Genomic DNA, 23149 nt, shown 5'->3' with positions numbered 1-23149 from the left:
GGTAGCCAGTGATTAGGCTGGTACAGGGCCGAAGCAACGCGGCGGGCCATGACATTCGGATCCGAGGACATTTGGATCCGAAGACATCTGCATCCGAGGACATTCGCGTCCGAGCTGTTTGAGGAGGGCCATTGCAACGGCGGCCGTCCCCGCTGGTCAAGACGATCGCATTCTTCGCCGCCACCGTCCTGGTCGTCGCCGGCTGCGAGGCCAAAGTGCACGGCAAGCCGCCGCACCCGGCCGGCCCGCACCTGACGGTCGTCGCGCCGCAGGGCGGCTCGGCACCACTGCCCGAAGCGGCACCCGACGAACCCGCCGCGTCCTTCGGCGGGCTCGACGCTCGCACGCGTCAGGCAACCGAGAAGGCCGCCGAGGCAGGCGCCGACCTTTCGATCGCCGTGCTCGACCGCAATACCGGAGTCCTTGTCTCCAATGGCAACAACGAGGCGATGCCGATCGCGTCGGTGGTCAAGCTGTTCATCGCCGACGACCTGCTGCTGCAGGAATCGCGGGCACGGGTCAAGCTCAGCCCCGAGGACCGCAAGGCGATGGAGGCGATGTTGCGGTCGTCCGATGACAGCGCGGCCGAGGTCTTCTGGATCCGCGGCGGCGGCAGCGAGATCGTTTCGCGCGTCGCCGCGCGATATGGCCTGGGTGCGACCAGCACGCCGTACAACGGCCGCTGGTTCAACACCTTGAGCACGACCGGAGACCTGGTGCGGTACTACGCGGAGCTGCTGTCGGGCAGCGGCGGCTTACCCCGAGACAAGGCCGACGTCATCTTGTCCAACCTGGGGAGGTCCACTCCGACGGCGCCGGACGGCACCATGCCCGACGGTGTGTATCCGCAGCGGTTCGGCATACCCGAGGGCCTCTACGACGAGCGGGTAGCGGTCAAGCAGGGCTGGTTCTGCTGCTGGAACGACGGCAACTGGGTGCACTGGTCCACCGGCGCGATCGGGAAGGACCGTCGATTCGTCATGGCAATCGCGTCGATGCAACCCGCCGACGACGTCACCGCACGCAACACCATCACGCAGGCGGTCAAGACGATGTTCCCCGGCGGCCACATCTAGACCGCGCTCAGCCGAGCAGGTCGGGTCGACGCTCGCGGGTGCGCTCGAGCCCTTGCTCCCGACGCCAGGCGGCGACCTTGGCGTGGTCGCCGGAGAGCAGGATCTCCGGTATGTCCAGACCTCGCCAACTGGGTGGCCGAGTGTAACTCGGGCCCTCGAGCAGCCCCTCGGAATGCGAATCCTGTTGATGCGACTCCGGGTTGCCGAGCACATCGGGTAGCAGTCGCACGACGGCCTCGATCATCACCAGTGCCGCCGACTCGCCGCCGGCCAGCACGTAGTCGCCGATCGAGACCTCCTCGACACGCATGCGGCGCGCCGCGTCATCGACGACGCGCTGGTCGATTCCCTCATACCGGCCACAGGCGAACACCAGGTGTTCCTCGTCGGCCCAGGCTCTCGCGTCGGCCTGTCGAAACAACCGTCCCGCAGGTGTCGGCACCACCAAAAGCGTTTTCCCCGAACAGATCTCGTCAAGAGCCTCACCCCACACCGGCGCTTTCATCACCATGCCCGGCCCACCGCCGTAGGGCGCGTCGTCGACCGAGCGGTGCACGTCGTGCGTCCAGCGCCGCAGATCGTGCACCGCGAGCTGCACGATGCCGGCCTCGATGGCCTTGCCCGGCAACGACTGTCGCAGGGGTTCGAGGTAAGCCGGGAAAATGGTCACAACGTCTATTCGCATGGCTCAGATCTCCAGCAGGCCTTCCGGCGGGTCGATCTCGATGACCTCGTCGGCCAACGACACCGACGTCACGATGGCGCTGACGAACGGCACCAGGACCTCGCGTTCGTCGCCGCGGACCGCGAGCAACTCACCGGCGGCCGTATGCAGCACCTCTGTGACGGTTCCGACGTCGACACCGTCCGAAGTGCGTACCCGCAGCCCCTCGAGCTGATGGTCGTAATACTCGTCGGGGTCTTCGATCGGCGGTAGCTCCCGCGAGTCGACCAGAAACAGGATTCCGCGCAACGCTTCGGCGGCGTTTCGGTCGTCGATGTCGTCGAACCGCACCAGCAGACGGCCACCGTGTTCACGAACCGACTCGATGGTGTATTCGCGCTCGGCGCCGCCTTTGGCGGGGCGCCCGCGCAGCGACGTCCCGGGTACGAATCGCGCGTCGGGATCATCGGTGCGGACGTCGACCACCACTTCACCGGTGATGCCGTGCGCTTTGACGACGCGCCCGACAACGAGGTCCATGCTGACCGGTTACTGGTCGGTGTCCACCACGTCGACGCGGATACCGCGACCGCCGATACCGGCGACCAGCGTGCGCAGCGCGGTCGCGGTGCGGCCACCGCGTCCGATCACCTTGCCCAGGTCATCCGGATGGACGTGAACCTCGACGGTGCGGCCACGCCGGTTGGTCACCATGTCGACGCGGACGTCGTCCGGGTTGTCGACGATTCCGCGCACGAGGTGTTCGACCGCGTCGACGACGACAGAACTCACGGCCGGTCTCAGCTTTCAGTGGCGCCGGCGATGGTGGCGTCCTCGCCCTCAGCCGGGGGCTCGGACTGGTCCTTGGTAGGCGCCGGGTCGGCTTGGGCCTCGGCTTCGACGGCCGTGCGGTCCGACTCGTCGGAGGCCTTGTCGGAGGCCTTGTCGGAGGCCTTATCGGAGGCGGCCTTTTTGGCCGCGGGCGCCTTCTTCTTCTTGGGCTGCGTCGCCTCGATACTCGGGCCGCCCTCGGCCTCCGCGAGCGCCGCGTTGAACAGCTCCAGCTTGCTGGGCTTGGGCTCCTTGACCTTCAGCGTGCCTTCCGCGCCGGGCAGACCCTTGAACTTCTGCCAGTCACCGGTGATCTTCAGCAGGGCGAGCACGGGTTCGGTCGGCTGGGCGCCGACGCTGAGCCAGTACTGAGCCCGCTCCGAGTCGATCTCGATGAGACTGGGGTCTTCCTTCGGGTGGTAGCGGCCGATCACCTCGATGGCCCGGCCCTGGCGGCGGGTGCGCGCGTCGGCGACGGCGATGCGGTATTGGGGATTGCGGATCTTGCCAAGCCGCGCGAGCTTGATCTTTACAGCCATGGTGGTACGTCTTCTCCTGTGATTGCCACGCTCGCAATTCAGCGATCGAAGCGGGTTGCCTCGGCCCGGTTTTGCCTTGCGTGTGTGACCGCCGCAGAAGCGGCCCGGGCGACGGATCGCACAGAATCGGGTCCTGCGGTAGACAGCCGCCCATTGTGCCAGAACAGCCGGGAGCGGCAAAAATCCGCTAGGCCGTCGTCAACGGGCGTCCTGCGCGTTGACCGGTGGATCGCACGCACGACGTGAGGGCAATCCACCAGTTAAGGGTATGCGCATGCGACGAGGGCACCTGAACGCTCAGAGGAGTTTGTCGAAGCACTTCTCCTCGACCCGCTTGCAGATCCGCCAACCCTCGGATGTGCGCACGAATTCATCGACGTACCAGATTCCGACGAAGTAGATCTGACCCTCGCCGCCCATCACCATCGGGTTGAAGCAGATGGCACGGGACGAGCCGGTGTCCCCGGTGATGCGGATATCGACGTTGCCCAGCATGTGGTAGTACGCCGGGAAGTTCGGCAACACATCCCCGAGCCACGCCTTGACCTCTGGGAAGCGGCCGTCGATGCCGCCGGTCACGCTGTAGTCGATGTAGGCGTCCGGGGTGAACACCCGGTCGAGGTCGTCGAATCGCTTCCGGTCGATGGCGGTCGAGTAGTCGATCAGCAGTTGCTGTATTTCGAAGCGGTCCGAAATCTCCTCGAGGCTCAACATGCGTCGATTGAACACGACTAGGCTGCGTGCCCATGCGGAAGCTCTTCATCTGCTTGACGACAGTGTTGTGCCTGGTGTCCTGGGGGACCTCCGTGGCCACCGCCGCACCCGTCGGCGTCAGCCAACCGTCGGGTTCGGTTCCGATCCCCGAAGGCCCGGCCCGAGCCTGGGTGCTCGCCGACATGGACAGCGGTGCGGTCCTGGCCGCGCGCGACGAATACGGCCAGTACGCGCCGGCCAGCACGATCAAGGTGCTGCTGGCGCTGACGGTGCTCGACGAACTGCCGCTCGACGCCACCGTGGTCGCCAGCGCGGCCGACACCCAGGTGGAGTGCAACTGTGCGGGCGTCACGCCCGGCACGGTCTACACGACGCGGCAACTGCTGGACGCGCTGCTGTTGGTCTCGGGCAACGACGCGGCCAACACATTGGCCACCATGCTCGGTGGTTACGACGTAGCCGTGACGAAGATGAACGCCAAGGCGGCGCTGCTCGGCGCGCACGGCACCAACGCGGCGTCGCCGTCGGGCCTCGACGGCCCCGGCATCGACATGTGGTCGTCTCCGCACGATCTCGCGGTCATCTTCCGTGCCGCGATGGCGAACCCGGTGTTCGCCTCGATCACCGCTGCGCCGACGGCCGTGTTCCCCACCGGGGACGGCGACAAGATCCTGGTCAATCAGGACGAACTGCTCGAGCGCTATCCGGGCATGCTCGGCGGCAAGACCGGCTTCACCGACCGCGCCCAGAAGACCTTCGTCGGCGCCGCGCAACGCGACGGGCGGCGCCTGGTCGTCGCGTTGATGTACGGCATGGACAAGCCCGGTCAGCCGACTTATTGGGATCAGGCCTCCAGCTTGTTCGACTGGGGTTTCGCGCTGAGTCCCGAAGCAAGTATCGGCACGCTGTGACGGCCGGTTGAGTTGCTGAATCGCAACGCATCCGAGACCGGGACGGGGAAGCCCGCCGATACGCTCGGCGACCATGCGATGCATGTTGGCCGCGTTGGCCATCGCGCTGACTTCTGCAATGACCCTGGCCTTCGGTGTCGCCGCGCCCGCACCGGCGCAGCCGCGCGGCGAACCGTCGGGCGCTGTCGCGCTGCCCGATGGGCCGGCGCAAGCCTGGGTGCTCGCTGACGTCGATTCCGGCCGAATTCTGGCATCGCGCAACCCGTATGAGCCTCATGCACCCGCAAGCACCATCAAGGCGCTGCTCGCGATGGTGGTACTCGACCACCTTCCGCTAAACGCGGTGATCGCGGCCAAGCCGGCGGCCGCCGACGTCGAATGTTCTTGTGCCGGTGTGAAAGCCGGGCGCGCTTACACGGTTCGGCAACTGCTGGACGGGCTGATGTTGGTGTCGGGTAACGACGCGGCCAACGTTCTGGCCGATGGCCTTGGCGGTTACCGCGTCGCGGTGGCGAAGATGAACGCCAAGGCGCAGGGCCTGGGCGCGCGCAGCACGCGTTCCTCGTCGCCGTCGGGGCTGGACGGCCCCGGCATGGAGTCGTTCACCACCGCCAGCGATCTCGCGCAGATCTATCGCCATGCGCTGCGGTATCCGGTCTTCGCCGCGATCGTGCGTCAGCCGTCGTCGTTGTTTCCGACCGACAACGGGCCGAAGACGATCACCAACCAGAACCAGTTGCTCACGCGATACCCGGGCACGCTCGCCGGTAAGACGGGATACACCAACTTGGCTCGGGAAACGTTCGCCGCCGCCGCGCAACGCGGCAACCGCCGGTTGGTTGTCGCTCAGCTGTACGGCAACGGCGACCTCTACGGCCAGGCGATCCAACTGTTCGACTGGGGCTTCGGCCAGCCGTAAATCTTTGCGAGCGACCGTGTTTGCGCGCGACACGCCGTCCTTTTGCGGCATGTTGCGGTCGCTCGCGGCTCAGGGGAAGGTGCGACCGCGCAAGATCACCAGATCCGGGCGGTTGACGACGGCAGCGCCCGTGCGCGGATCGTCGGCGTAACACACCAGGTCGGCGGGCGCGCCGTGCGCCATACCCGACCGGCCGAGCCACTCGCGGGCGGCCCAGCACGCCGCACCCAAGGCTTCGGTCGGCGTCATCCCGATCCCGGTGAGCGCGTCGATCTCGTCGGCGATCCGGCCGTGCGCGACCATGCTTCCCGCGTCTGTGCCCGCGTAGATCGGCACCCCGGCCTCCCTGGCCGCGGCGATACGCGGATAGCACTTCTCGTGCAGGTCCCGCATGTGCTTGGCATACGCCGGGTATTTCGACGCGCCGTCGGCGATGCCCGGAAAGTTGGCGATGTTGATCAACGTCGGCACCAGTGTGGTGCCGTGCTCGACCATCAGGTCGATGGTGTCGTCGGTGAGGCCGGTTCCGTGCTCGATGCAGTCGATACCGGCCTTGATCAGCCCCGGCAGCGCGTCCTCGCCGAACACGTGAGCGGTTACGCGGGCACCGTTGGCGTGGGCGGCATCGATCGCGGCCTTGAGCACGTCGTCGGACCACAACGGCGCCAGGTCGCCGACCTCGCGGTCGATCCAGTCGCCGACGAGCTTTACCCATCCGTCGCCGCGCCGCGCCTGCTCGGCCACCGCTTCTGGCAGCGCGGATTCGTCGTCCAGTTCGATCGCGAACCCACGCTGATAGCGCTTCGGTCTGGCGAGGTGACGACCCGCGCGGATGATCTCCGGCAGATCGTCGTGGTCGGCGAGCGGCCGGGTGTCAATCGGAGAACCCGCGTCGCGAAGCAGCAGCGCGCCGACATCGCGCTCGATCTCGGCCTGTTCGATGCAGTCGTCGAGGTTGTCGAGCGGGCCGTGGTCGCCGAGACCGACGTGGCAGTGCGCGTCGACGAGCCCGGGCAGTATCCACCCGCCATACCCATCAGCCCCGAACACCGTCTCGGCGCCGCTGATCGGTTCGGCGCTGAGCACGCCGCCGTCGATCCACCACTCCACCGGCTGCTCGTCGGGCAGTCCCCGACCGCGCACGTGGAGCCTCACGCTACTTCTGACCGGGGAAGTTCAGCTTCGACAGGTCGATGTCCGCGAGGCCCGGTGGAAGCTCGTCGAGCCCCTTGGGCATATCGGACAGATCCGGGAAGCCCGCGGACATACCCGGCATGCCGAGGGGATTGCGCACCTTCGGCGGTGTCGGCCCCCGGCCTCCCTTCTTGCCCTTGCCGCCCTTTTTCTTGTTCTTGCTCGCTTTGCGAGTGTTCTTGCGGCCGAACGGCATTCCCATCTGGCCGGCCATCTGCGACATCATCTTGCGGGCCTCGAAGAACCGCTCGACGAGCTGGTTGACCTCGCCGACGGTCACACCCGACCCGTTGGCGATGCGCAGCCGACGCGAGCCGTTGATGATCTTCGGATCGGCGCGCTCCTCGGGCGTCATACCGCGGATGATCGCTTGCAGCCGGTCGAGTTGCTTGTCGTCGACGGCGGCCAGCGCATCCTTCATCTGACCCGCGCCGGGCAGCATGCCCAGCAGGTTGCCGATCGGGCCCATCTTGCGGATCGCCAGCATCTGCTCGAGGAAGTCCTCCAGCGTCAGTTCCCCACTGCCGATCTTGGCCGCCGCCTCTTCGGCTTTCTGGGCGTCGAACACCTGCTCGGCCTGCTCGATCAGCGACAGCACATCGCCCATACCGAGAATGCGGCTGGCCATCCGGTCGGGGTGGAAGACGTCGAAGTCCTCGAGCTTCTCGCCGCTGGAGGCGAACAGGATCGGCACGCCGGTGATCTCGCGCACCGAGAGTGCGGCACCGCCGCGTGCGTCGCCGTCGAGCTTGGTCAACACCACGCCGGTGAACCCGACGCCCTCACGGAAGGCCTCGGCGGTGGTGACGGCGTCCTGACCGATCATCGCGTCGAGCACGAAGATCACTTCGTCCGGATCGACGGCCTGCCTGATCGCGGCGGCCTGGCTCATCAACTCGTCGTCGATGCCGAGGCGGCCCGCGGTGTCGACGATGACCACGTCGAAGTGCTTGGCCTTGGCCTCGGCCAGGCCGGCGGCCGCCACCGCGACCGGATCGCCGGGCGCCGCGTCCGCCGCGCCGTCCGCCGACACGCCGGGGTGGGGTGCGAACACCGCGACGTCGGCGCGCTGGCCGACGATCTGCAGCTGATTCACCGCGCCTGGCCGCTGCAGGTCGCACGCGACCAGCAAGGGCGTATGCCCTTGTGCGCGAAGCCATCTCGCGAGCTTGCCGGCCAGGGTGGTCTTACCGGAGCCCTGTAGGCCGGCCAGCATGATCACCGTCGGCGGCGTCTTGGCGAACGTCAGCGGACGGGTCTCACCGCCGAGGATGCCGATCAGTTCCTCGTTGACGATCTTGACGACCTGCTGGGCCGGGTTGAGCGCACCGGAAACCTCGGCGCCCCGGGCACGCTCCTTGATGCGGTTGACGAAGGCACGCACGACGGGCAGAAATACGTCGGCTTCCAGCAATGCCAGCCGGATCTCGCGGGTGGTCGCGTCGATATCGGCGTCGGTCAACCGCCCTTTGCCGCGTAGCCCCTGAAGGGCGCCGGTCAACCGGTCGGACAGGGATTCAAACACGACGTCCAGCCTAATGGGAGCCGAGGGCAGGCCGCCCGAGCAGGGCGTGCGCGGCGGAAACGGGCGTGATCAGCTCGCTTCGGGCACCGGTTTGCGGGGCGGCGGCGCGGGCAGCACCGCGTACAGGTCGCGTTCGACCTCGTCACGCACGCCCTGGTCGGCGGTGATGCCGAACAGGTCGACCACCGAGGAGCCCATCGTGGTCACCTTCGCCCACGCGATGTCGATGCCGTCGCGCTCGAACACGGCGGTCAGCCTGGCCAGCAGGCCTGCGCGGTCGGTGCTGCGGATCTGCACGATCAGTTCGCCCGATCGGGCACCCTCGGACCAGAGGATGCGCGGCGGGGCCGTGACGTGGTTGATGGGCACGGCCGCTGGTACCTCGCCTGCGCGCGACGTCCCGTGCTGCGCTGCCTCGCGTTCGCGGCGATCCAGTGCCTCCTGCACGTCCAGTTCACCGTCGAGCGCGAGGATGAATTGCTGGCGCAGCACCTCGGCCGCCGGTGGAGAGCCGAAATGCGGCGAGACGACGAACGTGTTGATCGCCGAGCCTTCGTGACCGTTCACCGAAGCCGAGTGCACCCGCAACGAGTTCAGCGCGAGCACGCCGGCCGCCTTCGACAGCAGGCCCCGCCGGTCGGGCGCGATGATCGTCACGTTGTAGATGTGCGGGCTGTCCCCCGCTGACAGCTCCAGATGTACACCGACTTCCGTCGCGAGCGAAAGGTACCGCGGATCAATGGGATCCGGCTGTGGTAACCGCTCTCCGGCCATCACCATCCGGCAGCGGCGCGCGAGATCGCCGATGAGCGAGGCCTTCCAGTCCCCCCAGACGCCGGGACCGGTCGCCAGCGAGTCGGCTTCGGCGAGCACGTGAAGCAACTCCAGCACGACGGGGTCGCCGTCGAGGGCGTCGACCACCGACGCAATCGTGTTGGGATCCTGTAGGTCTCGGCGTGTCGCGGTGTGCGGCAGCAGGAGGTGGTGGCGGACGAGCTTGGACAGGATTTCGACATCCGACGGCCACAGCCCCAGCCGGGTGCCGATCTGGGTGGCCAGCTCCGCACCGATGACACTGTGATCACCGCCGCGTCCCTTGCCGATGTCGTGGCACAGCGCGCCCAGTATCAGAAGGTCAGGGCGAGCTACCCGAGTAGTGAAAGCGCTTGCCTGCGAAACTGTTTCGACAAGATGGCGGTCGACGGTCCAGATGTGCACCACATCGCGGGGAGGGAGGTCGCGAACCGCACCCCACTCGGGGAACAGGCGCCCCCACAGGCCGGTGCGGTCCAGCGCCTCGATCGTGGCCACGGCCGCAGGTCCCGCGGCGAGCATCACGAGCAGATCCTTGAGCGCCTGGCGCGGCCAAGGGGTACGGAGTTCGGGGGCCGCCTCGGCGAGGCGAGACAGTGTGGAGGCCGCCATCGGCAGTCCGGTGGTCGCCGACGCGGCAGCCACCCGCAGTATCAGGCCGGGATCGCGCTCGGGACGCGCGTCGCGGGCGAGGATCACCTCGCCGGCGAACTCGACGACACCCTCGTCGAGGGGGCGGCGAGGCGGACGGCGCAGCGCTGCGAATCCACGACGGGGCAGCGCGTTGCCTGCCGTGCGGATGCCCGCGTCGACGTAGAAGCTGATGGTGCGTGCGGCGTCGGACAGCATGCGGGCCAGGTCGAAGCGGTCGCCGATGTGCAGAGCCGCGCCGATCTCGTCGGCGTGCTGGGCCAGCAGCAGGTCGCGGCCGCGGCCGGCCACCCTGTGCAGTTCGGTCCGTACGTTGAGCAGCGCCAGGTGGGCCTGCCCCAATGACCCGAGCGGGGATGCCAGGGTGCGGTTGGGATACACGTCGGCCAGTTGCGCGATCGCCAGGGCGTTGAGCAGTTGCACGTCACGCAGACCACCGCGACCACATTTGAGATCGGGTTCGGCACGGTGCGCGATCTCCCCGCTGCGCTGCCACCGCGCCCGGGTGTGCTCGACGAGTTCATCGAAGCGAGAAGCGATTCCGGTGCGCCATTGCCGTCGGGCTCCTCCGATCAGCAGCGTCGACAGGTCCGCGTCACCGGCGATGTGGCGCGCTTCCAGCATCGCCAACCCCGCCGAGATGTCCTCCCCGGCGACCTTCAATGCCTCGGGAACCGTCCGCACGCTGTGGTCGATCCGAATGTTGGCGTCCCACAACGGGTACCACAACAACTCCGCCACCTGGCCGACCACGTCGTGCGGCATGTTGTCGTGCAACAGCGTCAGATCGAGGTCGGAGTGCGGTACGAACTCGCCCCGGCCGAGGCCGCCGGTCGCGACGATGGCGAAGCCGCTGGTGGGCGTGATACCGATCTCGGTGGCCTTGGTGGTCAGCCAGAACTCGTGCAGATCTTGCAATGCACGTCGCAGTGCGGCCGAATCCAATTGGCGGGCACCGTCTGTCAGAAGTTGCTTGATCGCGGCGCAGAGGTCCGTCGCCGGTCGAGACGAACCGGCCGCCGGCGCCACCCATCGAGGGGTGCCGGCGGCGGTCGTCTGCTCTCCCCCTGCCCTTCGGGCGCGTCGTACCCCCCCGCGCGAGCGCTCGTCGGCGGATTCGGGTGTCATTTCACTCATCTCGTCCTGGTCCCCCTGCAAAACTGCTCACGGTCTGTGATCGGACGGAGACGAACTCAGTTCTGCAAGGGCCTCAAAGGGCGTCGGCTCCGCGCTCCCCGGTGCGTACCCGGACAACGGTGTCGACGGGGCTCACCCACACCTTGCCGTCGCCGATCTTTCCGGTCCGCGCGGCCTGAACGATGACATCGACCACCTTGTCGACGGCGGAGTCGTCGACGACGACCTCGACCCGCACCTTCGGCACGAAATCCACGGAGTACTCAGCACCCCGGTAAACCTCGGTGTGACCCTTCTGGCGGCCGTAGCCCTGAACCTCGCTGACGGTCATCCCGAGGATGCCCGTCTGCTCGAGCCCGGTCTTTACATCCTCGAGTGTGAACGGCTTGACGATCGCTGTAATCAGCTTCATTTAGTGAATCCCTTCCGAGGAAATTGTGGCCGATCAGACGAGCTCGTAAGCGGTTTCAGCATGTTCGGTTGCATCAATGCCGGTGTCCTCGTCCTCCGCGGTAACGCGCCAGCCCAACGGCTTAACGATAAAGGCAATGATCGCGGTCATGATGCCAGTGAAGACAACCGCCGCCAGCGCGATGACCACCTGCACGACGAGCTGCTGGAAACCACCGCCGTAGAACAGGCCCGTCTCCATCGCCAGGAAGCCGATGCCGACCGTGCCCCACAGGCCCGCAACCAGGTGCACCCCGACCACGTCGAGCGAATCGTCGTAGCCGAACTTGTACTTCAGTCCGACCGCCAGGGCCGACAGCGCACCAGCGATGACGCCAAGGATCAACGACCCGATCGGCGACAGCGAACCGCAGGCCGGGGTGATCGCGACGAGGCCCGCAACGACGCCGGAGGCGGCGCCGACACTGGTCGCGTGACCGTCCCGGAGGCGCTCCACCAACAACCAGCCCAGCATCGCCGCAGCGGTCGCTGCAGTGGTGTTGACCCAGACCTGGCCGGCAAGCATGTCGGCCGCGCCTTCCGATCCGACGTTGAAGCCGAACCAGCCGAACCACAGGATGGCTGCGCCCAGCATCACGAACGGAATGTTGTGCGGCCGATAGGCGATCTTGCCGAAACCGGTCCGCTTGCCCAGCAAGACCGCGAGCACCAGTGCGGCCATGCCCGCGTTGATGTGAACGACGGTGCCACCGGCGAAGTCGATCGGCGAGACGTTCGCGGTGCCTTCCTCACTGACGCCGAACAGCTTCGCCGCGATGCCGTTCTCGGCACCGGACAACAAACCACCACCCCAAACCATATGTGCCAGTGGGAAATACACCAGCGTCACCCAGATCGCACCGAACACCAGCCAGGTGCCGAACTTCATCCGCTCGGCCACAGCGCCACTGATCAGGGCGACGGTGATGACGGCGAAGGTCAACTGGAATCCCGCCCAGACGATCGCGGGAACAGTGCCGAATCCACCCAGTACGTAGAGGGTGTTGCCGTCCACTTCCAGGGTCTCCAGAAGTGGGCTCAGCCCGAACAACGCGAACGGGTTGTCGAAGATGCCCGCGAAGTCGCTGTTGCCGGTGTGCGCCGACGCGAACGACATCGAGTAGCCCCACAGCACATAGACGACGCTGACCACGCCGAGGGTTCCGAACGACATCATCATCATGTTCAGAACCGACTTCTGGCGCGACAACCCACCGTAGAAGAACGCCAGACCGGGCGTCATGAACAGAACCAACGCCGCGGCGGTGAGCACCCATGCGGTGTCGCCGGAGCTCAACCCGTCTGGGCCGAACGGCGCGAACGCATCATCGGGTAGAGCAAGGGGTAAGGCTGAAACCACTTTGTGTGAACCTCCTTGGGAAGTGCGCCGATCGGATCGGCCTCCCGAAGAGACTCTTCGGCTCGCGTTTCACCGGTGATTCTGTTCCGTTTCCACCAAGTGAACGGACACGCCCGGAGCGTTACGCTCGTGTTTCCCGTGTCACCAGCGACTAACCGAGCAACGCGTCGACGAACGCCGCTGGCTCGAATGGCGCGAGATCGTCGGCACCCTCGCCGAGCCCGACCAGCTTGACCGGAACGCCCAATTCCTGCTGCACACGGAAGACGATTCCGCCCTTGGCCGTTCCGTCGAGTTTCGTCAGCACCACGCCGGTGATGTCGACGACCTCGGCGAAGACCTTGGCTTGCGGCAGGCCGTTCTGGCCGATCGTGGCGTCGAGCACCAGCAACACCTCGTCGACCTCGGCCCGGCGACTGACGACGCGCTTGACCTTGCCCAACTCGTCCATCAGTCCCGTCTTCGTGTGCAGGCGACCGGCGGTGTCGATGACGATGACGTCAGCGCCATCCTCGATGCCCTTGTCGACGGCGTCGAAGGCGACCGAGGCGGGGTCGGCGCCCTCCGCACCCCGCACCACCTGCGCGCCCACCCGCGATGCCCAGGACTGCAACTGATCGGCCGCGGCGGCGCGGAATGTGTCGGCGGCCCCGAGAACGACGCGGCGGCCGTCGGCGACCAGTACGCGCGCCAACTTGCCGACCGTGGTCGTCTTCCCGGTGCCGTTCACACCCACGACCAGCAGCACAGAGGGCTTGTCGGCGTGCGGCAGAGCCTTGATCGAGCGGTCGAGGTCGGGGCGCAGTTCGTCGATGAGGACTTCGCGCAGCACGGCGCGGGCGTCAGCCTCGGTCCGCACCCGACTACTGGCCATCCGCGAGCGCAGCGCGGCGACCACTGACTCCGTCGCGACCGGCCCGAGATCGGCGATCAGCAGCGTGTCTTCGACTTCCTCCCACGACTCGTCGTCCAGGTCGCCGCCGCCGAGCAGCCCCAACATGCTGCGTCCGAGAGTGTTCTGCGACTTGGCGAGCCTGCCGCGCAGCCGCTCGAGTCGTCCTTCGGTGGGCGCGATCTCGTCAAGGGCCGGCTCGGCAGGTGCGGGCGCCGGCTCGGCGGGGGCCGCCTCAGCGGGCGCCGGCTCAGCGGGTTCAGGCGCGGGCGCCGGGCGCTCCTCGACCGGAGGCTCGGGTAGTTGCACATCGGCGATCGGGCGCTTCGGTGCGTCGCGCGGAATCGTGGCGTCGTCGCCTACAGCGGGCAGGCCGGTGGTGTCGATCCGCTCCGCGGGCGCGGCGGGCGCAGATTGCGAGAACGTGATACCTGAGGAGGCGGTATAGCCGCCGGAACGATCGATCGGCGTGGCCGTATCCGTCGAGGACAACCGGATGCGTCGGCGCCGATACCGGACCAGCCCGACGACGAGCGCGGCGACCAGCAAAACGGCGATGACCGCGATCGCGATCCACAACCCCATCGAGCCGACATCAGTCACGGCGCCATTGTCTCAAGGTGAGTCCCGGCGACGCCTCCGCGCCCCCTCGGGCCAAGATTTGTGCACCGCGTGTTGCGCTCAGCGCTCCGAAATGTGCACAAATCGCGGAAACCTAGGTGGCCGCGCCGACCAATTGCTGCCCGCGCATGCGCTGGCTGATGACCGCGGTGATGCCGTCGTCGCGCATGGTGACGCCGTACAGGGCGTCGGCGACCTCCATCGTCGGCTTCTGGTGGGTGATCACGATCAGCTGGGAACGCTCACGCAACTGCTCGAACAGACTGATCAGTCGGCGCAGGTTCACGTCGTCGAGCGCCGCCTCGACCTCGTCCATCACATAGAACGGCGACGGCCTCGCGCGGAAGATCGCGACGAGCATCGCGACCGCCGTCAACGACTTCTCACCGCCGGACAGCAGCGACAACCGCTTGATCTTCTTGCCGGGCGGACGCGCCTCCACCTCGATACCGGTGGTCAGCATGTCGTTGGGATCGGTCAGCAGCAGCCGTCCTTCACCGCCGGGGAACAGCGTCGAAAACACCTGTCGGAACTCACGTTCCACGTCGGCGTACGCTTCGGTGAACACCTGCAGAATGCGTGCGTCCACGTCCTCGATCACATCGAGGAGGTCCTTACGCGCGCCCTTGACATCCTCCAGTTGAGTGGACAGGAAGTTGTACCGCTCCTCGAGCGCGGCGAACTCCTCGAGCGCCAGCGGATTGACCCGGCCCAATTCATTGAGCTCCCGCTCGGCCTTCTTCGCGCGCCGTTCCTGCGTCGCCCGGTCGAACGGCATCGGGGCAGGCGCGGTGACCTGCTCGCCGCGCTCGCGCGCCTGCTCGAACTCGGCCATCTCCAACTCTGTCGGCGGCAGCGGCACATCGGGCCCGTACTCGGCGATCAGGTCGGCGGTCGCCATGCCGAACTGCTCCAGGATGTGCTCCTCGAGTTGCTCGATCCGCAGCGCGGCCTGCGCCTTGGCGACCTCGTCCTTGTGCAGCGCCTCGGTCAGCCCGTTCATTCTCGCCGTGAGCTCGTTGACCTCGTCACGTGTCCTGGCCAGCGCGGCGGCCCGGTGCTGCCGTTCGGCGGCAACCTCGTCGCGAGCGCGTGAGGCCACCGCGACGACGGCGCTCAGCCGTTGCGCGACAGCGCGACCCGATTCCGCGACGGCGGCGGCCACGGCGGCCGCATGCCGGCGCGCCTCACGGGCACGCATGGCGCGCAGTCTTGCCTCACGTTCGGCCGCGGCGGCCCGGCGAAGCGAATCGGACTTGCCGCGAACGGCATTCGCACGTTCTTCTGCGGTGCGCACCGCCAACCGGGCCTCCACCTCGGCACCGCGGGCGGCCTCTGCCGCTGCCGTGGTCTCCTGCCGGTTGACAGGCTCGGCTTCGAAAGTCGGCTCCTGCTGTGCGTTGTGCAGTCTCTGCTCGAGCTCGGTGAGCCCGTCGACGGTGCGGGATCGATTCGCTTCCAGCTCATTTCGCTGCTGGATCAGCCGCTGCCATTCGTCGTCGGCCGAACGGGCGTCCTGTCCGAGTCGCCCCAACTGTTCGTAGATCGCCGAGATCGCCGCGTCGGATTCGTTGAGCGCGGCAAGCGCCTGCTCCGCGGCGTCCTGACGGCTGGCTTGTTCGGCGAGCGCACCGGCCAGCGCCGCCGACAGCTCGCCGACCTGCCTTTCGGCTTCGGTGAGCTCGGCGCGGGCCTTCTCGACTTCCGACGCGATCTCGAGCGTGCTGGGTTTGCGATCGGACCCACCGCTGACCCAGCCCGGGCCCACGAGATCGCCGTCGGTGGTGACCGCCCGCAGCGTCGGATGCGAAGCGACCGCATCCAGCGCCGCGGCCAAGTCCGCGACCACCACGACGTCGGAGAGCATGGCCGCCACGGCGCCCTGCAGCCGCGGCGGCGCCTCGACCATATCCGCCGCGCGCACCGCCCCGTCCGGTAACGAGTGCGGCTGTGGCACTTGGTGATTGGGCCAGTCGCTGAGCACGATCGCCGCCCGGCCCCCGTCGGACTCCTTGAGCGCCGCGACCGCTGCGCGGGCCGCATCTGGGCTGTCGGCGGCCACCGCGTCGGCCGCGGCACCGAGCACCGCCGCGACGGCCACTTCGTAGCCGTCGCGCACCTTCAACAGGTTGGCGATCGAACCGAGAAGCCCTGCGCCACCGCGGTTCTTCTGCAGCCAGGCGGCACCGTCCCTGCGGTCGAGACCGACCGAGAGGGCTTCGATGCGCGCACGCAGCGAGGCGACCTGACGTTCGGCGCCGCGTTCGGCGGCCTGCAATTCGGCGACGCGTTCGTCGGCGAGACGCAGCGCGGCGACCGTGCGGTCGTGGTGTTCGTCCAGACCGACCTCACCGGCGTCGAGTTCGCCGACGCGGCTCTGGACGGTTTCGAACTCAGCCTGGGTCTGCTGTGCGCGGGCGGCGGCGTCCTCGATGGCGCCGGTGAGGCGGGCGACGGTCTCGTCGATCGATTCCACTCGGGTGCGCATCGTGTCCACCTGGCCCGCCAACCGGGCCAGGCCTTCGCGGCGGTCGGCTTCGGCCCGCGCGGCGGCCAGGTGCGCGCGTTCGGCCTCGGCGGCGATGCGCTCGCGGTCGGCCAGTTCGGCGCGGGCCGCCTCGAGCCTGCCGCGTGATTCGGTCAGCTCGCCGAGCAGCTGGCGCTCCTGCTCGGCGACCTCGTCGGCCTGGGCGTCCAGCGCGTCGGGGTCCGGTCCGGTCGACGCCTCGGGTTCGGTATCGAGATGCTGTGCGCGCTCGCTGGCGATGCGCACCGTCGCGCTGACGCGTTCGGCGAGGGCGGACAGCGAAAACCACGTCTGCTGGGCGGCATCCGCGCGCTCGCTGAGGTTGCCCACCGCCGCCTCGTGGGCGGCCAGCTCCTCGGTCTTAGCCGCCAATCGGGCGGCGATCTCGTCGTGCTCACGCCGCAGCGTGGTCTCGGCCTGATTGGTGTCCTCGAACTCGGCGCGGCGGGTGACCAGGTCGTCGGCGGCCAGGCGCAGCCGGGCGTCGCGCAGATCGGCTTGGATGGTCTGGGCGCGCCGCGCCATCTCGGCCTGCCGCCCGAGCGGCTTGAGCTGGCGGCGCAGTTCGGTGGTCAGGTCGGTCAGGCGGTTCAGGTTCGCCGACATCGCGTCGAGCTTGCGGACCGCCTTCTCCTTGCGTTTGCGGTGTTTGAGGACGCCGGCGGCCTCTTCGATGAAGGCGCGCCGGTCCTCGGGCCGCGATTCGAGGATCTCGGAGAGCTTGCCCTGCCCGACGATGACGTGCATCTCGCGCCCGATGCCGGAGTCCGACAGCAGTTCCTGGACGTCCATCAACCTGCAACTGCTGCCGTTGATCTCGTATTCGCTGCCGCCGTCGCGGAACATCCGCCGGGTGATCGACACCTCGGAGTACTCGATCGGCAGCGAGTTGTCGGAGTTGTCGATCGTGACCGTCACCTCGGCGCGGCCCAGCGGCGGGCGCGAGGACGTGCCCGCGAAGATGACGTCCTCCATCTTGCCGCCGCGCAACGTCTTGGCGCCCTGCTCACCCATCACCCAGGTGAGCGCGTCGACGACGTTCGACTTGCCCGAACCGTTGGGCCCGACCACGCACGTGATGCCTGGCTCGAAGCGCAGAGTCGTCGGCGAAGCAAACGACTTGAAGCCCTTCAGGGTCAGACTCTTGAGGTGCACGACGTGCCACACTACCGCCGCGGCGGCTATCGCTCGGTGAACCCTTGTAGCGAGTCGCGAGGTTCTGTGAAGTCGGCGACGACGTTGTCGACCCGACCCGGTGTTTCGCCGCTTTGTAGCAGGTCAAGCAGCCGCTGACACGACTCGCGAGCCCCCTGGGCGACCACCTGAACGCGGCCGTCGGGCTTGTTCGCCGCGAACCCGTTCAGCCCCAGTTCGAGCGCGCGGGCGCGGGTCCACCACCGGAACCCGACACCCTGTACGTGCCCGTGCACCCACGCCGTCAGGCGTACCTCAGCTAACTCCTGCATCATCTACCTCAAACGTCACTTCCGTCCCGGACTTGAGCGTGCGGCCGACGGTGCAGACCTGGTCGATCGCCCGCTCGACCACCGTGAGAACCCGCGCCCGCTCGCTGTGGGAGAGCCCGGACAGGTCGAGTTCCATCCGCTCTTCGAGCAGCGGGTAGCGCTCCTGCTCGCGGTCGGCGGCGCCGGTGACGCGGATCGTGGTGCGGTACTGCTCGCCGAGGCGCCGCTGCAGGGGCACGTCGCTGGCCATCCCGCTGCAGGCCGCCAGCGCGATCTTCATCAGCTCGCCCGGTGTGAAGACGCCCTCGACGTCCTCGCCGCCGACGAGCACCTCCGCGCCACGCGAGCTGCGTCCGGTGTAGCGCCGCGCTGCCGTTCGCTCAACCCACAGTTCCGTCATGGCTCCTCTTCTCCGCGAGCGTCCGCAAAATGCCAAATTTCTGCGGCGTGTCGCGTGCAAACACGGTCCCTCGCGCAGCTTATTCCCGTCGCACGCGCGGCCGAGGCTGGCAGCGCGGGCAGTAGAACGACGAGCGGTTCATGAACCTCTCCCGCCGGATGATCGCCCCGCAGCGTCGACACGGCTCGCCTTCGCGGCCGTAGGCGTCCAGCGACCGGTCGAAGTAGCCCGACTCGCCATTGACATTGACATACAACGAGTCGAACGACGTACCGCCCTGCGCCAGCGCCTCCCCCATCACCTCGGCCGCCGCGTCGAGCAGTTCGGCCAGCTTCGCCCGGCTCACAGACGACGCCAGCCGGGCGCCGTTGACCCTCGCGCGCCACAGCGCCTCGTCGGCGTAGATGTTGCCGATGCCCGACACCACGGTCTGATCCAGCAGTTGTCGTTTGATCTCGGAATGCTTGCCGCGCAACACCTCAACCACGCCGTCGCGATCGAACTGCGGATCGAGTGGGTCACGCGCGAGATGCGCGACCGGCGCCGGGACGTCGGTCCCGTCGACGGTGACCATGTCGGTGAGCATCCATCCGCCGAACGTGCGCTGGTCGACGAAGCTCACCGCGGTCCCGTCGTCGAGCAGCGCGGCGATGCGCAAGTGCCTGGCGTTCGGCACCTCACCCAACAACATCTGCCCGCTCATGCCGAGGTGCACCACCAGCGCCGAGCCGTCGTCCAGCGTCAGCCAAAGGTACTTTCCCCGTCGCCCGGTGCCGGTGATCGTGCTGTCGAGCAGCCGGGCGGTCAGATCCGTGGGCCCGGCCTCGTGCCGGCGCACCGCGCGCGGATGGTGCACACGCACAGCGGTGATGGTCTTGTCGACGACGTGCGCGTGCAATCCGCGCCGGACGACCTCGACCTCGGGAAGCTCAGGCATCTACCTCGGCGGTCAGCGCATTCCACGCCGCCGCGGCCGCCTTGAGTTCGGCTTCCTTCTTGGTGCGCCCGACGCCCGTGCCGTATTCGGTGTCGGTCACGACGACGGTCGCGGTGAACTCTTTGTCGTGGTCGGGTCCCGTCGAGGTGACGACGTAGGTCGGCGCGCCCAATCCCCGCGAGGCGGTCAGCTCCTGCAGGCTGCTCTTCCAGTCCAGCCCGGCGCCCAGCGTGGGTGCGGTGTCCAGCAGTTTGCCGAACAGCCGCAGGATGACCTCGCGGACGGCCGCGTTGCCGTGCTCCAAATAGATTGCGCCCAAGAGGGATTCGACACCGTCGGCGAGAATGCTGGCCTTGTCTGCGCCTCCGGAGTTCAGCTCGCCCTTACCGAGCAATAGGTACGCACCGAGCCCGGCATCGGACAACTGACGACCGACATCGGCGAGCGCCTGGGTGTTGACGATGCTGGCACGCAGCTTGGCCAGGTCACCCTCGGACCGGTCGGGGTGCCGGTGGTAGAGCTCCTCGGTGATGGTCAGTCCGAGCACGGCGTCGCCGAGAAACTCCAATCGCTCGTTGGTCGGCAGGCCTCCGTTCTCGTACGAGTAGCTGCGATGGGTGAGCGCCATGGTGAGCAGTTCGTCGGGCAGCTCGACGCCGAGCGCCGCCAGCAGCGCGGACCGGTCACTCACGCGTGTCCTCAGTGGGATCGTCGGCTCCGCCGACAGTGTCGAACATGCCGGCCAGCTTCGCCCAGCGCGGATCGATCCGCTCGTGGTGATGGCCAGGTTCGGCGGTGGCCAACGCCACACCGCAGTCGGGACACAGGCCAGCACAGTCCGGACCGCACAACGGGGCGAACGGCAGCGCCAGCCCGACGGCGTCGATGATCGCCTGCTCCAGGTCGACGGTGTCGTTCACCACGCGCCCGACCTCGTCGGCTTCGGTCGTCTCGTCGGTGGCGCTGTCGGGATAGGCGAACAGTTCGGTGAGGTCGATCTCGACGTCGCCGGTGACCGGGGTCAGGCACCGGGCGCAGTCACCCGATGTCGGAGCCGACACCGTCCCGCTGACCAGGACTCCCTCCGAGACGGATTCGACACGCAGGTCAAGGGCCATGGGTGCGCCCTCGGCGATACCGATCAGGTCGAGCCCGATGCGCGAGGGGCTGGGCACCGTTTCGGAGACGGCCATCATCGACCCGGGCCGCCTACCGAGCCGGGAGATGTTGATCATGAGCGGCGATTGTGACGCGCGATGCGCCGCCGCTTTGGCATGCGTCGCCATGAGTACCGAGTTTACGGCGACGATTTTCGGCGGCCCTCGGCGCTCAGCGGGCCACGTAGTCGTGCGTGCCCGCGGCGGTGCGAAGCTGGTGCCGACCACGCCCGACCGAGCGCAGCGTGCCGTTGAGGAAATCCTCGAACTCCGCGAGCTTGCTGTCGACGTAGATGTCGCATTCGCCGCGCAACCGGTCGGCCTCGGCGTGCGCCGAATCGATCAACCGGGTGGCCTCGGCAGTCGCGGTCGCCACGATCTCGGTTTGCGATACCAGCCGCTGCTGCTCCTTGATGCCTTCTTGCACTGCCTTCTCGTAGGCGAGGTTGCCGCTCTCGATGAGCCGGTCGGCTTCGGTCTTGGCCCGACCCGTGCTGGCCTCGTACTCGCGCTTGGCGGTGGCGGCGATGCGACCGGCCTCCTCGCGGGCCTCGCCGACCATCCGTTCGCTGTGCTGGCGAGCCTCGGCCACCATGCGATCGGCCTGCGCCTTCGCATCGGCCAGCAGCCGGTCCGCCTCCGCGCGGGCGTGGTTCAGCACCGAGTCGGCCTCGGCGGTGGCCGTGGACACCATCTGGTCGGAGTGGTCCTTGGCCTCGCGCAGCATCCCGTCGCGCGCATCGAGGACGTCCTGGGCATCGTCGAGCTCACCGGGAATCGCGTCCTTGATGTCGTCGATCAGTTCGAGGACATCGCCGCGGGGCACGACGCAGCCTGCCGTCATCGGCACGCCGCGGGCTTCTTCCACAATCGCGCTCAGTTCGTCGAGCGCCTCAAAAACTCGGTACACGGCAACACCCTCCAGGCGTAGTTGACAGTTACCAGTGTGCCTGGTGTTACCCCTGTGACTCGGCTTCCCGCCCGGTGTGTCGCCCCGGACGTCGGAAATTCATGGATTGCTGAGCCTCTCCACTCCCCAGGCCGCAACTCGCGGCTGAATTGCTGCTCGCATTATGTCAACGCCGCAGCGCGGGGACCGGACCGAGGCGGAAACCCGCCCCCGACCACAACGGAACGATGCGGCCGGGGACGGGTGAGTCGTCGAATCTGAGCTTCTGCGCGAGAAATCGGCGATCCGTCGAACACAAGCTCAGTCTCGGCGGCAGAGAAGGCGGCTACTTCAGCGCCGCACCGATGAGGTCGCGGGCGCGGTCGAGCATCGACGCGAACGGTCCGAGCGCGAAGTTGGCCTTGGCCGATTCCACGCCGGCATGCGGCCGGGTCGGGGCGATCGCCTGGGCGGCCTGCACGGCGCCCGCCATCCGCTTGAGGTCGTCACCGTCGAGCTCGCGCTGCAGCTTGTTGAATTCCTCGTGTTCCTCGAGCTCGGCGTGCTCGATCACGTCGTCGCGGAACTTGGCGAGTTCGTCGAGGAATTCCTTGGACCCGAAATCCATCTTCTCCAACCGCGACAAGAATTCCTTCGCATCGTGCTCCTCCTTGAGGCGCGCGTCGACGATCGCATCGCCGTCGGCGACCTCGTTGCGTGCGCGCGGATGCACCACCATCTCCTCGGCGGTCTCGTGCACGGCGAGGAGTTGACGCAGGTCGGTGAACGCCTTCTCGCGAGCCTTGTCGTCGGAGGCGCTGAAGACCTCCTCGAACAAATCCTTGATCAGGTTGTGTTGGTCGGTCAGGAACTTCACGACGTCATCGGTGTTCTGGACGAACGTTTCAGCCATGGCAGAACCTCCTGCATTTCGGTAGTGGTGGGGGCGCGAATGGGCTGTGCGCCTCCACCTGACTACCCCTGCCGCAAGGGGGTTAACCCTGGCTCAGCTTGGCCTGCAGGCGAGAGTTGACCGGCGCAGGAAGCAGCTCGGAGACGTCGCCGCCCATCGACGCGACCTCCTTGGCCAATGACGAGGACACGAACGAATACCGCGGCGTGGTGGCGACGAAGAATGTGTCGACACCGGCGATGTGCTTGTTCATCTGCGCCATCTGCAGTTCGTATTCGAAGTCGGTACCGCTGCGCAGACCCTTGACGATAGCGGTCATGCCCCGCTGCCGGGCGAAGTCGACCACCAGGCCTTGACCCGACTCGACGCGCAGGTTCGGCAGGTGTGCGGCGGACTCCTCGATCATCGCGATGCGCTCGTCCAGCGTGAACATGCCCTTCTTGTTCGGGTTGATCAGAACGGCGACGATCAGTTCGTCGAACTGCGCGGCGGCGCGCTCGAAGATGTCGATGTGCCCGAGGGTGACCGGGTCGAAGGATCCAGGGCATACCGCGCCGCTCATG

The 23149-nt window shown here is 67.5% G+C and carries 23 protein-coding genes; 3 read left to right on the top strand and 20 right to left on the bottom strand.

Translation table 11 applies throughout. From position 1 onward, the window contains the following. Positions 1–131: 131 nt before the first annotated feature. Positions 132–1076: a hypothetical protein gene (locus AU193_RS10875; RefSeq protein WP_064422395.1), complete on the top strand. Its 945-nt coding sequence runs from the start codon at positions 132–134 to the stop codon at positions 1074–1076. Between the two features lie 7 nt (positions 1077–1083). Here the strand turns inward: AU193_RS10875 and trmD are convergent, their stop codons facing one another. The 5 genes from trmD to AU193_RS10850 all read right to left on the bottom strand — a co-directional run bounded on the left by trmD (position 1084) and on the right by AU193_RS10850 (position 3824). Next, positions 1084–1761 carry a tRNA (guanosine(37)-N1)-methyltransferase TrmD gene (gene trmD, locus AU193_RS10870; protein ID WP_064422394.1) on the bottom strand — a complete coding sequence of 226 codons (678 nt, stop codon included), beginning with the start codon at positions 1759–1761 and terminating at the stop codon, positions 1084–1086. Between the two features lie 3 nt (positions 1762–1764). After that, complete coding sequence (rimM, locus tag AU193_RS10865) at positions 1765–2280, bottom strand: ribosome maturation factor RimM (RefSeq protein ID WP_064422393.1); 516 nt, start codon at positions 2278–2280, stop codon at positions 1765–1767. A 9-nt stretch (positions 2281–2289) separates the two neighbouring features. Then, complete coding sequence (locus AU193_RS10860) at positions 2290–2532, bottom strand: RNA-binding protein (RefSeq protein ID WP_003928628.1); 243 nt, start codon at positions 2530–2532, stop codon at positions 2290–2292. An 8-nt stretch (positions 2533–2540) separates the two neighbouring features. Next, positions 2541–3110, bottom strand: coding sequence for a 30S ribosomal protein S16 (gene rpsP / locus AU193_RS10855; RefSeq protein WP_064422392.1), 570 nt, complete (start codon positions 3108–3110; stop codon positions 2541–2543). A gap of 297 nt (positions 3111–3407) precedes the next feature. After that, entirely contained in the window at positions 3408–3824 is a 417-nt protein-coding gene (locus AU193_RS10850; RefSeq protein ID WP_064422391.1) for a nuclear transport factor 2 family protein, read from the bottom strand. A gap of 32 nt (positions 3825–3856) precedes the next feature. Here AU193_RS10850 and AU193_RS10845 point away from each other — a divergent pair, with 32 nt between their 5' ends. Together AU193_RS10845 and AU193_RS10840 are read left to right on the top strand one after the other, a co-directional pair. Beyond that, positions 3857–4735 carry a D-alanyl-D-alanine carboxypeptidase family protein gene (locus tag AU193_RS10845; protein ID WP_064422390.1) on the top strand — a complete coding sequence of 293 codons (879 nt, stop codon included), beginning with the start codon at positions 3857–3859 and terminating at the stop codon, positions 4733–4735. 73 nt (positions 4736–4808) lie between these two features. Continuing rightward, the gene (locus AU193_RS10840) at positions 4809–5654 is read left to right on the top strand and encodes a D-alanyl-D-alanine carboxypeptidase family protein (protein WP_064422389.1); all 846 of its coding nucleotides are present in this window, start codon (positions 4809–4811) and stop codon (positions 5652–5654) included. A gap of 69 nt (positions 5655–5723) precedes the next feature. On the opposite strand, the gene AU193_RS10835 is transcribed toward AU193_RS10840, so the two are convergent. The 15 genes from AU193_RS10835 to coaD all read right to left on the bottom strand — a co-directional run bounded on the left by AU193_RS10835 (position 5724) and on the right by coaD (position 23148). Further along, positions 5724–6809, bottom strand: coding sequence for an amidohydrolase family protein (locus AU193_RS10835; protein WP_064422388.1), 1086 nt, complete (start codon positions 6807–6809; stop codon positions 5724–5726). Position 6810: 1 nt separating this feature from the next. Further along, positions 6811–8373 (bottom strand): signal recognition particle protein, encoded by a 1563-nt coding sequence (ffh, locus tag AU193_RS10830; RefSeq protein WP_064422387.1) that lies wholly within the window; start codon positions 8371–8373, stop codon positions 6811–6813. Positions 8374–8442: 69 nt separating this feature from the next. Continuing rightward, positions 8443–10974, bottom strand: a complete 2532-nt coding sequence (locus tag AU193_RS10825) for a [protein-PII] uridylyltransferase (RefSeq protein ID WP_172798273.1) — start codon at positions 10972–10974, stop codon at positions 8443–8445. A 73-nt stretch (positions 10975–11047) separates the two neighbouring features. Then, entirely contained in the window at positions 11048–11386 is a 339-nt protein-coding gene (locus AU193_RS10820) for a P-II family nitrogen regulator (protein WP_003881099.1), read from the bottom strand. Between the two features lie 33 nt (positions 11387–11419). Next, on the bottom strand, positions 11420–12784 hold the full coding sequence (locus AU193_RS10815) for an ammonium transporter (protein ID WP_064422385.1): 1365 nt from the start codon (positions 12782–12784) through the stop codon (positions 11420–11422). A gap of 151 nt (positions 12785–12935) precedes the next feature. After that, positions 12936–14261: a signal recognition particle-docking protein FtsY gene (gene ftsY / locus AU193_RS10810; RefSeq protein WP_172798275.1), complete on the bottom strand. Its 1326-nt coding sequence runs from the start codon at positions 14259–14261 to the stop codon at positions 12936–12938. 130 nt (positions 14262–14391) lie between these two features. Then, entirely contained in the window at positions 14392–17979 is a 3588-nt protein-coding gene (gene smc, locus AU193_RS10805) for a chromosome segregation protein SMC (RefSeq protein ID WP_172798272.1), read from the bottom strand. Between the two features lie 26 nt (positions 17980–18005). Next, the gene (locus AU193_RS10800) at positions 18006–18290 is read right to left on the bottom strand and encodes an acylphosphatase (protein WP_064422453.1); all 285 of its coding nucleotides are present in this window, start codon (positions 18288–18290) and stop codon (positions 18006–18008) included. Next, positions 18274–18690, bottom strand: a complete 417-nt coding sequence (locus tag AU193_RS10795) for an OsmC family protein (RefSeq protein WP_064422382.1) — start codon at positions 18688–18690, stop codon at positions 18274–18276. Before AU193_RS10795 ends, AU193_RS10800 begins: the two co-directional genes overlap by 17 nt. Before the next feature lie 79 nt (positions 18691–18769). Then, positions 18770–19627: a bifunctional DNA-formamidopyrimidine glycosylase/DNA-(apurinic or apyrimidinic site) lyase gene (mutM, locus tag AU193_RS10790; RefSeq protein ID WP_064422381.1), complete on the bottom strand. Its 858-nt coding sequence runs from the start codon at positions 19625–19627 to the stop codon at positions 18770–18772. Further along, a complete protein-coding gene (gene rnc, locus AU193_RS10785; RefSeq protein ID WP_064422380.1) occupies positions 19620–20318 on the bottom strand; it encodes a ribonuclease III in 699 nt (232 codons plus the stop codon). The genes mutM and rnc overlap by 8 nt, the downstream gene beginning before the upstream one ends. After that, positions 20311–20913, bottom strand: coding sequence for a DUF177 domain-containing protein (locus tag AU193_RS10780; RefSeq protein WP_064422379.1), 603 nt, complete (start codon positions 20911–20913; stop codon positions 20311–20313). The genes rnc and AU193_RS10780 overlap by 8 nt, the downstream gene beginning before the upstream one ends. A 43-nt stretch (positions 20914–20956) precedes the next feature. Further along, on the bottom strand, positions 20957–21694 hold the full coding sequence (gene sepIVA / locus AU193_RS10775; RefSeq protein WP_064422378.1) for a cell division protein SepIVA: 738 nt from the start codon (positions 21692–21694) through the stop codon (positions 20957–20959). A 325-nt stretch (positions 21695–22019) separates the two neighbouring features. Further along, positions 22020–22586 (bottom strand): hemerythrin domain-containing protein, encoded by a 567-nt coding sequence (locus AU193_RS10770; RefSeq protein WP_064422377.1) that lies wholly within the window; start codon positions 22584–22586, stop codon positions 22020–22022. Positions 22587–22668: 82 nt separating this feature from the next. Further along, entirely contained in the window at positions 22669–23148 is a 480-nt protein-coding gene (coaD, locus tag AU193_RS10765) for a pantetheine-phosphate adenylyltransferase (RefSeq protein ID WP_064422376.1), read from the bottom strand. Position 23149: the final 1 nt, after the last annotated feature.

The organism is Mycobacterium sp. GA-1285 (assembly GCF_001499905.1).
Lineage (GTDB): Bacteria > Actinomycetota > Actinomycetes > Mycobacteriales > Mycobacteriaceae > Mycobacterium.
Note: the sequence above shows the minus strand (reverse complement) of the source record. Positions and strands in the feature narration are given on the sequence as shown.